Origin of the sequence: Sphingomonas arabinosi (assembly GCF_036663715.1) — a bacterium.
In the GTDB taxonomy this organism is placed as follows: Bacteria; Pseudomonadota; Alphaproteobacteria; order Sphingomonadales; family Sphingomonadaceae; genus Sphingomonas.
Genome location: NZ_JAXOJN010000009.1, coordinates 108,155 through 122,806 on the forward strand (window position 1 = coordinate 108,155; position 14,652 = coordinate 122,806).

The 14,652-nt window shown below is 66.3% G+C and carries 14 protein-coding genes; 10 read left to right on the forward strand and 4 right to left on the reverse strand.

Annotated elements, in window-relative coordinates; translation table 11 throughout:
- Positions 1-100: 100 nt before the first annotated feature.
- Genes U1708_RS15045 through U1708_RS15055 form a run of 3 tightly spaced genes read left to right on the forward strand, consistent with a single transcriptional unit; the run spans position 101 to position 1,940 of the window.
- The gene (locus U1708_RS15045; protein ID WP_332746626.1) at positions 101-280 is read left to right on the forward strand and encodes a hypothetical protein; all 180 of its coding nucleotides are present in this window, start codon (positions 101-103) and stop codon (positions 278-280) included.
- A 33-nt stretch (positions 281-313) separates the two neighbouring features.
- Positions 314-1,003: an SDR family NAD(P)-dependent oxidoreductase gene (locus U1708_RS15050; RefSeq protein WP_332746627.1), complete on the forward strand. Its 690-nt coding sequence runs from the start codon at positions 314-316 to the stop codon at positions 1,001-1,003.
- A complete protein-coding gene (locus tag U1708_RS15055) occupies positions 993-1,940 on the forward strand; it encodes a 50S ribosomal protein L11 methyltransferase (RefSeq protein ID WP_332746628.1) in 948 nt (315 codons plus the stop codon). Before U1708_RS15050 ends, U1708_RS15055 begins: the two co-directional genes overlap by 11 nt.
- A 211-nt stretch (positions 1,941-2,151) precedes the next feature.
- Here U1708_RS15055 and phhA read toward each other — a convergent pair whose 3' ends face one another.
- A complete protein-coding gene (gene phhA / locus U1708_RS15060) occupies positions 2,152-3,030 on the reverse strand; it encodes a phenylalanine 4-monooxygenase (RefSeq protein ID WP_332746629.1) in 879 nt (292 codons plus the stop codon).
- 22 nt (positions 3,031-3,052) lie between these two features.
- Between phhA and U1708_RS15065 the strand changes: the two genes are divergently transcribed.
- On the forward strand, positions 3,053-3,718 hold the full coding sequence (locus U1708_RS15065; protein ID WP_332746630.1) for a TIGR02117 family protein: 666 nt from the start codon (positions 3,053-3,055) through the stop codon (positions 3,716-3,718).
- Positions 3,719-3,944: 226 nt separating this feature from the next.
- Here U1708_RS15065 and U1708_RS15070 read toward each other — a convergent pair whose 3' ends face one another.
- Together U1708_RS15070 and U1708_RS15075 are read right to left on the reverse strand one after the other, a co-directional pair.
- Positions 3,945-4,223 carry a hypothetical protein gene (locus U1708_RS15070; protein ID WP_332746632.1) on the reverse strand — a complete coding sequence of 93 codons (279 nt, stop codon included), beginning with the start codon at positions 4,221-4,223 and terminating at the stop codon, positions 3,945-3,947.
- Positions 4,224-5,240 (reverse strand): glycerophosphodiester phosphodiesterase, encoded by a 1,017-nt coding sequence (locus U1708_RS15075; protein ID WP_332746661.1) that lies wholly within the window; start codon positions 5,238-5,240, stop codon positions 4,224-4,226.
- Positions 5,241-5,380: 140 nt separating this feature from the next.
- On the opposite strand from U1708_RS15075, the gene U1708_RS15080 reads away from it, so the two are divergent.
- From U1708_RS15080 to U1708_RS15105, 6 genes are all read left to right on the forward strand, one after another.
- On the forward strand, positions 5,381-5,944 hold the full coding sequence (locus U1708_RS15080; RefSeq protein ID WP_332746633.1) for a 2Fe-2S iron-sulfur cluster-binding protein: 564 nt from the start codon (positions 5,381-5,383) through the stop codon (positions 5,942-5,944).
- On the forward strand, positions 5,941-6,921 hold the full coding sequence (locus U1708_RS15085) for an FAD binding domain-containing protein (protein WP_332746634.1): 981 nt from the start codon (positions 5,941-5,943) through the stop codon (positions 6,919-6,921). The genes U1708_RS15080 and U1708_RS15085 overlap by 4 nt, the downstream gene beginning before the upstream one ends.
- Positions 6,918-9,155 (forward strand): xanthine dehydrogenase family protein molybdopterin-binding subunit, encoded by a 2,238-nt coding sequence (locus tag U1708_RS15090; RefSeq protein ID WP_443030058.1) that lies wholly within the window; start codon positions 6,918-6,920, stop codon positions 9,153-9,155. The genes U1708_RS15085 and U1708_RS15090 overlap by 4 nt, the downstream gene beginning before the upstream one ends.
- Before the next feature lie 219 nt (positions 9,156-9,374).
- Positions 9,375-11,579 (forward strand): molybdopterin cofactor-binding domain-containing protein, encoded by a 2,205-nt coding sequence (locus U1708_RS15095; RefSeq protein ID WP_332746636.1) that lies wholly within the window; start codon positions 9,375-9,377, stop codon positions 11,577-11,579.
- 144 nt (positions 11,580-11,723) lie between these two features.
- Positions 11,724-12,647 (forward strand): XdhC family protein, encoded by a 924-nt coding sequence (locus tag U1708_RS15100; protein ID WP_332746637.1) that lies wholly within the window; start codon positions 11,724-11,726, stop codon positions 12,645-12,647.
- Complete coding sequence (locus tag U1708_RS15105) at positions 12,634-13,251, forward strand: nucleotidyltransferase family protein (RefSeq protein ID WP_332746638.1); 618 nt, start codon at positions 12,634-12,636, stop codon at positions 13,249-13,251. The genes U1708_RS15100 and U1708_RS15105 overlap by 14 nt, the downstream gene beginning before the upstream one ends.
- Here U1708_RS15105 and U1708_RS15110 read toward each other — a convergent pair.
- Positions 13,226-14,434, reverse strand: a complete 1,209-nt coding sequence (locus U1708_RS15110; protein WP_332746639.1) for an ABC transporter permease — start codon at positions 14,432-14,434, stop codon at positions 13,226-13,228. The two genes, U1708_RS15105 and U1708_RS15110, sit on opposite strands and share 26 nt — an antisense overlap.
- Positions 14,435-14,652: the final 218 nt, after the last annotated feature.

Consider the following 14,652-nt stretch of genomic DNA (forward strand, 5'->3'; position numbering starts at 1 on the left):
ATGACGAACCAAAATTATCTTGGTTCACAATATATAGATCGGGCGACCTATTAGCCACCGCGTGCTGCGATGCAACCCATTGGGGGCGGTCCGATAACCCATGACAATCTCGGAGAAGGGCAATGAGAGGGTCGCGACCGGGATCGACGGGGTGGGTCGCGGGTTCGACGTGCTCGATGGGCGGCTCAGCAACTTCAAGAACAGCGCGGGCGATTTCGTGGCGAAGGTTGCGGCCTGGTTGCGGCCTGGTTGCGGGCTGTCTTCCGCGGGTTCGGGGTGACGGGACTGTTCGGCGCGCGCTAAAGGCTTCGGCATGACCATTCTTCTTACAGGTTCGAGCCGGGGCATCGGCGCGGCCATTCATGCGGCGCTGACCGACGCGGGCGCTTCCGTCATCGGGCATGGGACCCGTAGCGGTATCCCGGCCGACTTCGCCGATCCTGCGGCGCCGACTGCGTTGTGGAACGCGGCGCTGGAGCAGGCTGGCGGGGCGATCGACGTGCTGATCAACAATGCGGGGGTGTTCGAGGCATCGCCGCTCGCGGACGACGACTGGACCGCGCAGTGGGAGCGGACGATGCGGGTCAACCTGACCGCGTCCGCCGAGCTGTGCCGGTTGGCGGTGCTGCACTGGCAGGCGCGCGGTGTCGGTGGGCGAATCGTCAACATCGCGAGTCGGGCGGCGTATCGCGGGGATTCGCCGGCGCATTGGCATTATGCCGCGTCGAAGGCGGGGATGGTCGCGATGACCAAGACGATCGCTCGGGGGTACGCGCGGGAGGGTATCCTTGCGTTTGCCGTGTGCCCCGGGTTCACGATGACCGGGATGGCGGAGGATTATCTTTCGAGCCGCGGCGGCGATGCGTTGCTGGCGGATATTCCGCTCGGCAAGGTTGCCGATCCGGCGGAGGTCGCGTCGGTCGCACGCTATTGCGCGCTGGAGGCGCCGGCGTCGATGACGGGGTCGGTGATCGACGTGAATGGGGCGAGCTATGTCCGATAGTTGGAAGCTCACCCTCCCCTGCACGCGGGCGGAGGCTGAGGCGATCGATGCGAGCGACGACCTGGGTGACGCGATTCCGGGCGACGCCGTGCTGATGACGACCGAGGAGATCGAGGACGACGTCGAGTCGTGGCGGCTCGATGCGTATTTCGAGCATGAGCCGGCGGCGGACACGGTTGCTGCGGTGCGCGCGCTGGTGCCGAGTGCGGCGGGGGCGGCGATCGCGGTTGAGCGGTTGGACGATGCGGACTGGGTGACGATGAGCCAGGCCGGGCTGGAGCCTTTGTCGGTCGGGCGGTTCTTCGTGCATACCGGGGCGCATGCGGGCGCGGTGCCGGCGGACAAGCGGGCTTTTCTGATCGAGGCTAGCCGGGCGTTCGGGACGGGGCATCATGAGACGACCAGCGGGTGTCTGGCTATGCTCGACGGGTTGGCGGATGCGTCGTTTGCGAACGTGATCGACATCGGGACCGGGACGGGCTTGCTGGCGTTTGCGGCGGCGCATCTTTGGCCGGGGGCCAAGGTGATGGGGACGGATATCGATCCGGTTTCGATCGACGTTACGCGCGAGAATGCTGGGTTGAACGGGGTCGAGGGGATCGATCTGGTGGTTGCGGACGGGACGCTGGACGATGCGATCGTGGCTCGGGCGCCGTATGATATGGTGATTGCTAATATTCTGGCGGGGCCGCTGGTGTCGATGGCGCCGGAGATTGCTTCGATTTCGGATGTGGGGGCGACGGTTGTTCTTGCCGGGTTGCTGGAGACTCAGCGGGCTGGGGTTGTCGCGGCGTATGAGGCTTGCGGGTGTTCGCTCGAGGCGGTCGACCGGCGGGGGGATTGGAGTGTGCTTCGGTTGAAGGCTGGGGTTGAGCGGTTCGTGGCGGAGGGGCCGTTCGATCCTAAGGGGCGTGATGGGTGGGCTTTGGATATCTAGTGTAGAAGGTTGTTCCCCCGCGAAGGCGGGGGGCCAGTCTGGGCCCCCGCCTTCGCGGGGGAACAAGTTGGGAAGGGTTACCCTCACCCCACTTCCGGCACCACCCCGGCGGAGGCCGGGGCCCAATTGGGATGGCGGCGCGCCTCTATTTCGGAGGTTCGCCCAATTGGGCCCCGGCCTTCGCCGGGGTGGTGGCCTTAGAGGGGGATGCTTATGCGGTTTCGGCGGCCACTTTCGCGTTCGCGTAGTCCTGCGTCCCCTCGGTGATCACCACGTCACCCGGCTCGATCCGCGCCACCGGGATATCCGGGAGCGCTTTCAGTTCCTCGTACAGTGGCGCGAAGTCGGTCTCTACCGTGAGCCGGAGCAGTTCATCGAAGCTGGGGATGACGAAATAGTTCTGCTGGAAATCGTCGATCCGGTATTCGGTCCGCATCACCCTAGCGAGGTCTAGCGCGATACGGTTGGGGCTTGGGTCGTCGAGGGCGAAGCGGGTTTCGGCGAAGCTGGAGACGATGCCGGAGCCGTAGATGCGCAGGCCTTCGGGTTCGGCGATGAGGCCGAACTCGACCGTGTACCAGTAGAGCCTTCCCAGGTATTTCAGCGCGTCCAAACCCAAAGCGCGCTGGCCGCCGCGGCCGTAGGCGGCGAGGTAGTCGGCGAAGACCGGGTCGGCGAGCATCGGCACGTGGCCGAACACGTCGTGGAAGACGTCGGGCTCCTGCAGATAATCGAGCTGGTCGGGGCGGCGGATGAAGTTGCCGGCGACGAAGCGGCGGTTTGCCATATGGTCGAAGAACACGTCGTCGGGGACGAGGCCGGGCACCGCGACGACCGACCAGCCGGTGAGCTTCGTCAGGCGTTCGGACAGCTCCTCGAAATCGGGAATGCCGGGCTTCGACAGCTTCAGCACGTCGAGCCCGCGCAGCCACGCGTTCGACGCGCGGCCGGGGAGCAGTTTCGACTGGCGGGCGAACAGCGTGTCCCAGGTCGCATGGTCCTCCGCGGTATAGGCCGACCAGTTCTGCGGGATCGTCCAGTCGGGGGCGCCTTCGGGCGGGGTGCTCAGTACGTGCGTGTCATTGGCCATGCGGCTGGTCTAGCATGACGGAATGAAGACGGAAACGCGCTGGGTTAAGACGATTTTATGGATGGTCGCGACGGTTTTGGGGCTGGTCGCGAGCTATGCGGTGGCGGGGCTGATCGGCGGGTCGATCCCGAGCAACCGCGACTGGGTCGCACCTGCCGAGGGCGTGCATATCTTCGTCGAAAGCAACGGCGTGCATACCGGGATCATCGTGCCGAAGGTGGCGGCGGGGGTGGACTGGCGCGGGGTAGCTCGGGCGGAGGATTTGCGTGGCCCTCGCTATGGGGCGTTCGATCATGTGTCGTTCGGGTGGGGGGAAAAGGCGTTCTACCTGGAGACGCCGACCTGGGCGGACGTGAAGCTGCGGACGGTGGTTGTTTCGGCGGTCGGGAGTGATCGGACACTGATGCATGTCGATCATCTGCCGAGGCCGCGTCCGGGGGATGGGGCTCGGGAGATCGTCGTGACGCCCGCGCAGTATCGGCGGTTGGCGGCGTATATCCGGGCGAGCTTTCGCGACGGGGGTGCGCGGTACCGGGGGTATGCGGGGTATGATGCGTTTTACGAGGCTAACGGGCGGTATGACGCGGTTCGGACGTGTAATGCGTGGACGGGGGATGCGCTGCGGTTTGCGGGGGTGAAGGTTGGGTGGTGGACGCCGTTTCCGGTTACTGTGATGGGGTGGTTTTGAGCTGTCCTCGCAAGAGAACAAGGAGGGGGCGGAGCAGTTGTTCGGGCTACCACCCCGGCGAAGGCCGGGGCCCAATTGGGAAACAGCGGTAACGGCGCGCAGTCCGTCGTTAGCAACGTCCCCCAATTGGGCCCCGGCCTTCGCCGGGGTGGTGTTGGAGGGGGAACGGGGTGGTATTGGAGGGGGGACGGGGTGGTAAGTGCGGGAGGACGGCGCGCCGAACCGTTCAGTTCCCCGCGCGGTAGCCTTGGTATTGGCCGCATTCGGGGCGCTGGGGGTCCTTCTTGCAGCGCTTGGCGAGTTCCTTGCGCTGTTTGCCCTCTTCGGCTTCCTGCTTGCGCATCTTCTTGCCGTAGTTGCGGTCCGATTCTTCCTGGCTTGTCGTAGTCCAGTCGACCGCCTTGCCGGCGACCTGGAACGGGGCCTTCACGATCGAGGTTGCGGTGCTGATGCAGCCACTTACGAGGAACGGCAGTACCGCGAGTACGGGAAGGACCTTACGCATTTACTTCACTCCTGCGCGTGCGGTTCCCTGATCTCGGTCGCGCGCTTGGGCACCGTATAGCGGAAAATCGGTGAAGAAACCGTCGATACCTTGGGCAAGTCCTGCGTCGATCTCTGCGGCGATGTCGCCGTGCGCTGCCGGGTCGCTGCCGCGGCGGAAGCGGGTCGGTTCGAAGTAGTTTTCCGCGCGGTAGGTCCAGGGGTGGACGCGCAGGCCGGCGGCGTGCGCGTCGGCAACCAGCGTTGTTGGGGTCGCGTCGGTCCAGAGCATGCCCTTGTCGGGGCCGATCCCGTACGCATAGGCCGCGACCGCCTTGAGCCCGGCCGACGTTATCATCGCAGCGTAGCTCGGCTGCGCGCCATCGGCAGGGGCGCCCTCCCCGGCCATCAGCTGGATAAGGCGGACCTTCGTCATCTTATGGAGGCGCTGGAGGTTGGCGACCTCGAACGACTGGATGAAGACCGGCGCTTTGGCCGAATCCCAGCCGGCCTCGCGCAATTCGGCGACGAGTTTCGCGTCGGTCGGGTGGCCGATCTTGGCGAAATAGGTCGGATGCTTGGTCTCGGGATAGATGCCGATCGTCCGGCCCGTCTCGATCGTGCGGCGCTTGGCGAGCGCGATGATCTCGGCGAGCGTCGGGATCTGGAACTGGCCGTCATAAGCGGTGTTTGCGGGGCGGAGCTTGGGCAGGCGTTCCTTCGCGCGCAGCGTCTTCAGTTCGGCGAGCGTGAAATCCTCGACGAACCAGCCGGTCATCGTCTGGCCGTCGATCGTCTTCGTGGTCTTGCGGTCGGCGAACTCCTGGTAATCAGCGACGTCGGTCGTTTCCGCGATATTGTTCTCGTGCCGCGCGACGAGGACGTCGTCCTTGGTCGGCACCAGATCGGGCTCGATGAAGTCCGCGCCCTGGTCGATCGCGAGCGAATAGGCCGCCAGCGTATGCTCGGGCCGGAGCCCGCTCGCGCCGCGGTGCGCGATCACGATGAGGGGCGATAATCGGGGCGAAGCTGGCGTCATCGCGGCAGCTTGCCCGCTCGCCGCGACAAGCGCCAGCGCACCAATGTGTGAGAGCCAATCGCAATAGGAAACCATCGGGCGCATCGGCGTTCAGTCCTCGTATCCGTAAAATCCCAGCGCATTCAACGAGGGGCGACCTCATGCATTTCACGATCAATGGTCAATCATATGACGCCGAGCCCGATATTCGTACGTCGGTGCTCGATCTGTGCCGCGAGCATCTCGGACTGACGGGGTCGAAGAAGGGATGCGACCATGGTCAGTGCGGGGCCTGCACGGTGCTGATCAACGGCCGACGGGTCAATTCCTGCCTCACGCTCGCCGTGATGCATCAGGATGACGAGATCGTGACGATCGAGGGCCTCGGCCAGCCGGGCAACCTGCACCCGTTGCAGGACGCGTTCGTGCGGCATGACGGGTATCAGTGTGGCTATTGCACGCCGGGGCAGATCTGTTCGGCGGTGGGCATGCTCGACGAGGTCAAGAAGGGCTGGGCCAGCCATGCATCGGGCGACCTGACCGATCCGAAGTTCGACGATGCCGAAATCTCCGAGCGGATGAGCGGCAATATCTGCCGGTGTGCGGCGTATCCGAACATCGTCGATGCGATCCGCGAAGTCGCAGGCGCCGAGCCCGAGGGCCGGACCGCGGACGAGAAGGACGCGGCGATGGAAGCCAACCGTCGCGGGGAGCTGGTGGCATGAAGACCTTCACCTATGAGAAGGCCGCGACGCCTGAGGCTGCGATAAAAGACATCGACACGATCGGTGCGAAGTTCATTGCTGGCGGCACCAACCTGCTCGACCTGATGAAGCTGCAGGTCGAGACACCGGACAAGCTCGTCGATATCTCGGGGCTGGATCTCGCGAAGATCGAGGAGCGCGAGGATGGCGGGCTGACGATCGGCGCGCTGGTGCCGAACAGCGATCTCGCCGCCGACGCGCGAGTCGTCGAGAAGTACGAGGTGCTGAGCCGCGCTTTGCTCGCCGGTGCGTCGGGGCAGTTGCGGAACAAGGCGTCGACGGGGGGCAATCTGCTCCAGCGGACGCGGTGTTATTATTTCTACGACACGGCCGCCGCGTGCAACAAGCGGGAGCCGGGCAGCGGGTGCTCTGCGATCGGCGGCTTCAACCGCATCCTGGCCGTGCTGGGGACGAGCGAGCACTGCATCGCGACGCATCCGAGCGACATGGCGGTGGCGATGCGTGCGCTCGACGCGACGATCGTGACGCTGAAGGCGGACGGCGATCGTCGGCGGATCTCGATCCACGATTTCTATCGCCTGCCGGGCGATACCCCGCAGATCGAGACGGTGCTCGAAGCGGGTGAGTTGATCACGCATATCGAATTGCCGGCGCCGGCGAAGGGCAAGCAGGCGTATCGCAAGGTGCGCGATCGTGCGTCCTATGCCTTCGCGCTCGTGTCGGTTGCGGCGATCGTCGACGTGCAGGACGGCGTGATTGCGTCGGCCTCGCTCGCGTTCGGCGGGCTCGGGCCGATGCCGTGGCGCAATCCGGCGGTCGAGGCCGCTTTGGTCGGCAAGGCCCCTACCGACGAGGCGTTCGAGGCTGCGGCGACTGCGCTGCTGGCCGATGCCAAGGGTTATGGCTCGAACGACTTCAAGATCCCCCTCGCCCGTCGCACGCTGATCGCGACGCTGCGCACCGTAACGGGAGCATGAGCATGTTCGGTTTAGGCACCACCAACAGCATGACGATGGACAAGCCGCATCCGGACAGTCTTCTGGATACGGGCGTTCAGGGCGTCATCGGCAAGCCGCTCGACCGGGTCGACGGGCCGCTCAAGGTCACCGGTACTGCGACCTATGCGGCGGAATACGAGTTCGCCAACATGGCGTTCGGCGTGCTGGTCGGGACGAAGATTTCGTCGGGCAAGGTCGTGTCGATCGACGTCGATGCGGTGAAGAGCATTCCCGGCGTGATCGACGTCGTTACCGACTTCGACCGGTTTATCCGCGTTGCGGCGCAGGGTGGTGCTACCGACGCGCCGACGCAGGGCGTGAAGGATATCGCATTCTTCGGTCAGATCGTCGCGATCGTGCTCGCCGAGAGCTTCGAAGTCGCACGCGATGCGGCGGCGCGGTTGCCGATCGAGTATCAGGCGAGCGAGGGCCAGTACGACTTCGCCGCGCACCGCGACGAGACCCGCAAGCCCGCCGACGACGCGACGCAGGCGCATTTCGCGCAGGGCGACGTCGACAAGGCGATGGACGACGCACCGGTGACGATCGACGCCACCTATGTCACGCCGAGTCAGAATTCGGCGGCGATGGAGCCGCATGCCTCGATTGCGGTGTGGGACGAGGATGGCGCGCTGGCGCTGTACGGTGCGTACCAGATGCCGACCTCGGACGCGCAGCAGCTGGCGAAGTCGCTCGGGGTGTCCGAGAAGAAGGTGCGGATCATCGCGCGCTATATCGGCGGCGGGTTCGGGTCGAAGCTCGGCATCGCGCCTGAGAGCGTTGCGGCGGCGATCGCGGCGAAGCAGCTTGGCCGACCGGTCAAGGCGGTGATGTCGCGGCCGCAGGTGTTCGAGGCGACCGTGCGGCGGTCGAACACCGAGCAGCATATCCGCCTGGCGGCGGGCACCGATGGCAAGCTGACGGCAATCGGGCACGAGACGTTGGTGTCGAACCAGTCGACCGAGGATTATTTCGAGCCGGCCGGGATCGGCACGCACATGCTGTACGGCGGTGAGAACCGGATAATCACGCACGACATCGTCGACGTGAACCTGGTCATGTCGGGCTCGATGCGCGCGCCGGGCGAGGCGGTCGGCATGATGGCGCTGGAAAGCGCGATGGACGAGCTGGCGGAAAAGCTCGGCATCGATCCGATCGAGCTGCGCCGGATCAACGACGTGACGATCGATCCGGAAAAGGACGTGCCGTTCACGTCGCGCAACCTGACACGCGCGCTGGATGAGGGTGCGGCGAAGTTCGGCTGGGACAAGCGCCAGAAGGCCGGCACGTGGCGCGAGGGCGAGTGGCTGATCGGGACTGGCGTCGCGGCGGCCGTGCGCGGCAACATGATGCAGGAATCGTCCGCCAAGGTGGAGATCCATCCCGACGGCTCGGCGACGGTATCGTCGGCGATGACCGACATCGGTACGGGCAGCTACACGATCCTGGCGCAGATCGCGTCGGAGATCCTGGGCATTCCGGTTGCCAACATCACGATGGCGCTGGGCGATACCAATGATCCTCCCGCCGCTGGTTCGGGTGGCTCATGGGGCGCGACCTCGTCCGGGACCGCGGTGTACCTCGCTTGCGAGATGCTGCGCGGGAAGCTGGCCAAGGCGATGGGTGTCGACGAGGACAATCTGACGCTGAAGGACGGTACCGCGATCGGCGACAACCGCTCGACGCCGATCGGCGAGCTGGTCGGCAAGGGTCTGGAGGCTACCGGGCACATCAAGCCGGGCAAGCAGGAAAAGGACCATACGCAGGCCTCGTTCGGCGCGCATTTCGCCGAGGTCGCGGTGAACGCGGTCACCGGCGAAGTGCGGGTGCGGCGGATGCTGGGGTCGTTCGCGGCCGGGCGTGTGCTGAACGCCAAGACGGCGCGGTCGCAGTGCCTTGGCGGGATGACCTTCGGGATCGGCGCGGCGTTGACCGAGGATCTGATCCACGACCTGCGCACCGGCAAGCTGGTGAACCACGATCTCGCGGAATATCACGTGCCGTCGAACGCCGACATTCCGCAGATGGAGGTGCATTTCGTCGACGAGCGCGACATCCATGCGAACCCGATTCACGCGAAGGGGATCGGCGAGCTGGGGATCTCGGGCGCGGGTGCTGCGGTGGCCAACGCGGTGTATAATGCGACGGGAATCCGGGTGCGCGAGTTCCCGATTACGCTGGATAAGCTGCTGGATCAGTTGCCGGCTGTTTGAGGGGGAGGCTGAGTAAAGCTTACCTCGTGTAACAGTACCCCCCCGGCGGAGGCCGGGGCCCAATTGGGAAGGCTTTGATAACGGAGGATTGTCCTCCGTTACTCTCGTTCCCCAATTGGGCCCCGGCCTTCGCCGGGGTGGTGTTGGGGGGATGCGTAGCGCTCTCGTCAAACGCACCCGCCCTCCCCATATCTTCCCCTCCACCCCGAGGACCCCAGAATGAACGAACACGTGATGGATGCGGCGTTTCGGCCGGGTGGTCTCGACCGCGCGAAACAGGGCGTTCTGGGGCTTGGGCTCGATCGGATCGAGGGGCCGGCGAAGGTCACCGGCGTGGCGGACTATGCGTACGAGGGCACGCCCGACGGCATCGCCTATGCCGTGATCGTCGGCACGCCGGTCGGCAGCGGGCGGATCCTTGGGGTCGACGTGAGCGCCGCTGAGGCGTTGCCGGGTGTCATTGCGGTCATCCACGACGACCCGCGCATGCCGGCTGGCGAGTCCAATTCGCGGGCGATGCCGAAGTTCGATACCGACGTCATTCTCCATCTCGGCCAGCCGGTCGCGATCGTCGTCGCGGAGGATCAGGCGATCGCGCGCGATGCCGCGGCGCTGGTCGTGGTTCGCACCGAGGCGGGCGGGGATCGGTTCGACGTCGAGGCGCAGCCGGTCGATACCAAGCCCGAGATCGGCTTCCTGCCGCCGGTCGACAACGGCGATCTCGACGCGGTGATGGCGGGTGCGCCGGTGACGTTGGACCGGACCTACACGACGCCCGTGCATTTCCCCGCCGCGCTGGAGCCGCATGCGACCACCGCGTGGTGGGAGGGCGACAAGCTCACCGTTCGCACCAGCAACCAGGTGATCGGCGGCGCGCGTAAGACGATCGCCAAGGCGCTCAAGATCGATGCGGACAAGGTGCGTGCGCTTGCGCCGTATGTCGGCGGCGGGTTCGGCGGAAAGACGGGCGTCGGCGCGGAGGCGATCTTGGCGGCGATCGCGGCGGAGGTCGTCGGGCGGCCGGTGAAGGTCGCCCTGCCGCGCCGCCAGACCGCGTATATGGTGCATCACCGCTCGCACACGATTCAGCGGATTCGGATCGCCGCCGACAAGGACGGCGTGATCCTGGGGATGGGGCATGAGAGCGTCGTCGCGCAGAACGACGATGGCGAGTTTCTGGAGCCGGTGCCGTTCGGGACGCTGCCGCTGTACCGGGGCGATGCGCGGCGGTTCAAGACCGACCTCGTGCGCGTCGACCTGCCCGCGAGCGGGGCTGTCCGCGCGCCGGGCGAGGCTGTGGGCACGTTCGGGGTCGAGTGTGCGATGGACGAACTGGCCGAACAGCTCGGGATGGATCCGATCGAACTGCGGCGGCGCAACGAGCCCGAAACCGATCCGGTGAGCGGCAAGCCGTTCTCCACACGGCGGATGCTCGATTGCTATACGCAGGGTGCCGAGCGGTTCGGGTGGCCTGCGAGGGTGCCGGCGCCGGGTTCGGTGCGTGAGGGGGAGTGGCTGGTCGGGATCGGCATGGCGGCGAGCCTGCGGGGCAACTTCACGGTCGAGGCGCAGGCGCGTGTGCGGCTCGAGGCGGATGGCCGTGCGACGGTCGAGTGCGACATGACCGATATCGGTACCGGGACGTACACCATCCTTGCGCAGACCGCGGGTGAGATGTTGGGGCTGCCGGTGGCGGACGTGACCGTGCGGCTCGGCGACAGCGACCTGCCGGCGAGCGCTGGGTCGGGCGGATCGTTCGGCGCTGGCAGCGCATGTTCGGCGGTGGTGCTGGCGTGCGAGGATATCCTTGGCGAACTGGCGCTCAGGATGAACGCCGCGCCTGAGGATTTGAGCCTGCACGACGGGTGCGTGAGCGCTGGCGGGCGGTCGGTGACGCTGGCCGATCTCGTGCGCGGCGAGGCGATCGTGGCGATGGGCAAGACCGGGCCGGGTGCCGAGAGCAAGCGCACCAGCCAGGCGAGCCACGGCGCGCACTTCGTCGAGGTCGCGGTGAACGCGGTGACGGGTGAGACGCGGGTCCGGCGGATGCTGGGTGTGTTCGACGTCGGGCGGGTGCTCAATCGCAAGACTGCGACGAGCCAGATCACTGGCGGGATGGCTTGGGGGATTGCCTATGCGCTGAGCGAAGAGGGGATCGTCGACACGCGGACGGGGGCGTTCGTGAACCCCGATTTCGGGGAGTATCATGTCGCGGTGAACGCCGACATTCCGCAGCTCGAGGTGCATTTCATCGAGGAGGTCGACACGTCGGCGAACCCGGTGGGGGCGAAGGGCGTTGGGGAGCTTGGGATTTCCGGCGCGGGGGCTGCGGTGGCGAATGCTATCTACAATGCGACGGGTGTGAGAGTTCGGGACTTTCCGGTGACGCTCGACAAGCTGCTCGAAGGTTTGCCGGCCGTCTGATCCTCCCCGGCACGGGGAGGGGGACCGCGCCTCTTGGCGTGGTGGAGGGGGTTTCCCCCAAAGCGTAACGTTTGCGGCTGGCCCCCTCCACCAGCTGCGCTGGTCCCCCTCCCCGTTCCGGGGAGGATTTGAAAGACGAGAGACATGGCCGAAAACGATAGCGTGATTGCCGCCGCGAAGAGCTGGAAGGGCGAACCGATGGCGATCGCCACGGTCGTCTCGACCTGGGGATCCGCGCCGCGGCCCAAGGGGAGCCATATGCTCGTCCATGCCGATGGGCGGTTCGAGGGATCCGTCTCCGGCGGGTGCGTCGAGAGCGATATCCTCGCCACCGCCGCCGAGGTGATCGCGGGCGCGCCGTTCCAGGTGCGCAACTACGGCGTGGCGGATGCGGCGGCGTGGGAGGTCGGCTTGCCGTGCGGCGGCGAGATCGCGGTGATGGTGCAGCCGGTGTCGGCCGAAGGGTTCGATCCCGAGCTGTTCGACCGGATCGCCGATGCGCGCGACCAGGGCGATGCACTGACCGTGACGACCGATCTCAAGACAGGGCACAGTGATGCGCGGCCGCTGGAGACGGGCGAGGTGTTCGTCAATCGCTACGATCCACCACGCCGACTGCTGATCGTCGGGGCGGTGCAGATCGCGCAGGCGCTCGCAGGCCTCGCACGCGAACTCGGGATCGAGACGGTGGTGATCGATCCGCGCGCGCGCTTCCTGACGGAGGAGCGGTTTCCGGGCGTGACGCTCGACGATCGTTGGCCGGACGAGGCGATTGCCGCCTATCGCCCGGGCCCGTCGACCGCAGTCGTGACGCTGAGCCATGACATCAAGATCGACGATCCCGCGCTGATCGCCGCACTCGCGTCCGATGCCGCCTATGTCGGGGCGCTCGGCAGCCGCAAGAGTCACGCGGCGCGGCGCGAGCGGCTTGTCGCGGAAGGCGTTACGGCCGAGAACATCGACCGGATCGATGCGCCGGTCGGACTGGACATCGGCGCGATCGGCCCTTCGGAGATTGCGCTGTCGGTCGCGGCGGCGATGATAGGAGCGTTCAATGATCGCCGCTGAAGACGTCTTCCTCATCCTGCTCGCCGCGGGCCGCTCCGAGCGTTTCGGGCTTCCGAACAAGCTGGAAGTACCGTTCCTCAACAAGCCGCTCGGGATGCACGTCGTCACCGCGTTCGAGAACATTCCGTTCAAGCGGCGGCTGGTGGTCACCGACGGCTGCAAGCTCGACTTCCTCAGCCATCATTTCGAGGTGGTGCATAACGAAGACCCGTCGTCGGGCATGTCGCAGTCGGTGAAGTTGGGCGTGCAGCGCGCGAAGGACGAGGGGGCACAGGCGGTGCTGATCGCGCTCGCCGACATGCCGCGCGTGACTGCGGCGCATATCTACCGGATGCTGGATGCGGCCGACAGTGCCGATGCCGTCGTCGCGTCGAGCGATGGCGAAAAGCCCAGCCCCCCTGCCCTGTTCGGGCGCGATCGGTTCGATTTCCTGCTGACGCTGGACGGCGATGCGGGTGCGCGCGACCTGGTGAAGGCGGGGCGGCACGTCGTGACCGCGCCCGCCGAGTTGATCGATATTGACACGCCCGAGGATCTGGACCGGCTGCAGGCGCTGGTCCACGATCCCAAGGCGGCGATCACTCGTGCCTTAACGCGTCGATAGGGTTCATCGCGGCGGCGCGGCGTGCGGGGAAATAGCCGAACACCACGCCGATCACCGCCGAAATGACGAACGCGAAGATGTTGATCTCGGGCACGAATATCCACTGAACCTTGATCAGCGGGGCGATGATCGCGATCGCCAGCTGCGCGATGACGAGGCCGATGACGCCGCCGAGGCACGACAGCGCGATCGCCTCGACGAGGAACTGCATCAGCACCTCGCGCGCGACCGCGCCGATAGCTAAGCGGATGCCGATCTCACGCGTGCGCTCGGTCACCGACACCAGCATGATGTTCATGATGCCGATCCCGCCGACGACCAGGCTGATCCCGGCGACCGCGGCGACGATTCCGGTGAGCAACGTCGTGGTGCCGGTCAGCGTGTCCGAAATCTGCTTCGTATCGAAGATGTTGAAGTCGTCTTCCTTGCCCGACGTGATCGTGCGGCGTTCGCGGAGCAGGTCGGTGATCGAGGCCTGGACGGTCGCGGTCGAGAATTTCTGGTCGACGCCGACGAGCATCAGGCGGATGTCGCGGCTGCCGGTGAAGCGGCGCTGGACCGCCTTGATCGGCATGATGACGACGTCGTCCTGATCGCCGCCGAACCCGGCCTGGCCGCGGGCGGAGAGTATTCCGACCACATCGCAGCTGATCGCGCCGATCCGCATCCGCAGGCCGACCGCATCGCCGCCGCGGAAGAGGTTGGTGCGGACCGTGTTGCCGATGATGCAGACGGCCTTGCCCGCGGCTTCCTCGACCGGCGAGAAGATGCGGCCCGCGGCTAGTGGCCAGGGTTGGACCTGGAAATAGGCGGAGGTGGTGCCGTTGATCGTGGTCGACCAGTTCGCGCCCTCGTAGATCGCGGTGGCGGTGGCCTGTGCCTGCGGGGCGACTGCGGTGACGCCGGCGGTCTGCTTGGCGATGGCTTCGACATCCTCGGGTTTGAAGTCGGGCGGACGTGGCCCGCCGCCGCCGCGGCCGAAGCCCTGGCCGGGGCGGATCTGAAGAATGTTGGTGCCGAGTGCGGAGATCGATTGCTGGACCGCTGCCGTCGTTGCCTTGCCGAGGGTGACCATCGTCACGACTGCTCCGACACCGATGACGATGCCGAGGATGGTGAGGAACGACCGCAGGAGGTGGCGGCGGATCGAGCGGAGCGCGAGGGATAGGGTGGTGCCGAACATTAGACTGGTTCCCCGCGCGAGGCGTCTGCTCCCCCGCCCGCTTGCGGGAGGGGGCTGGGGGGTGGGCTCGCGGGTGCGGCGGATACTGCCGTCGATGTTCGCGCTGGAACTACGGCTCGCGGTGCGCTCGGCGTGAGCGCGTGCCCACCCCCGGCCCCTCCCGCTTCCGGGAGGGGAGAAGATGGCGCCCCTCCCGCTTGCGGAAGGGGGGAAGAAGT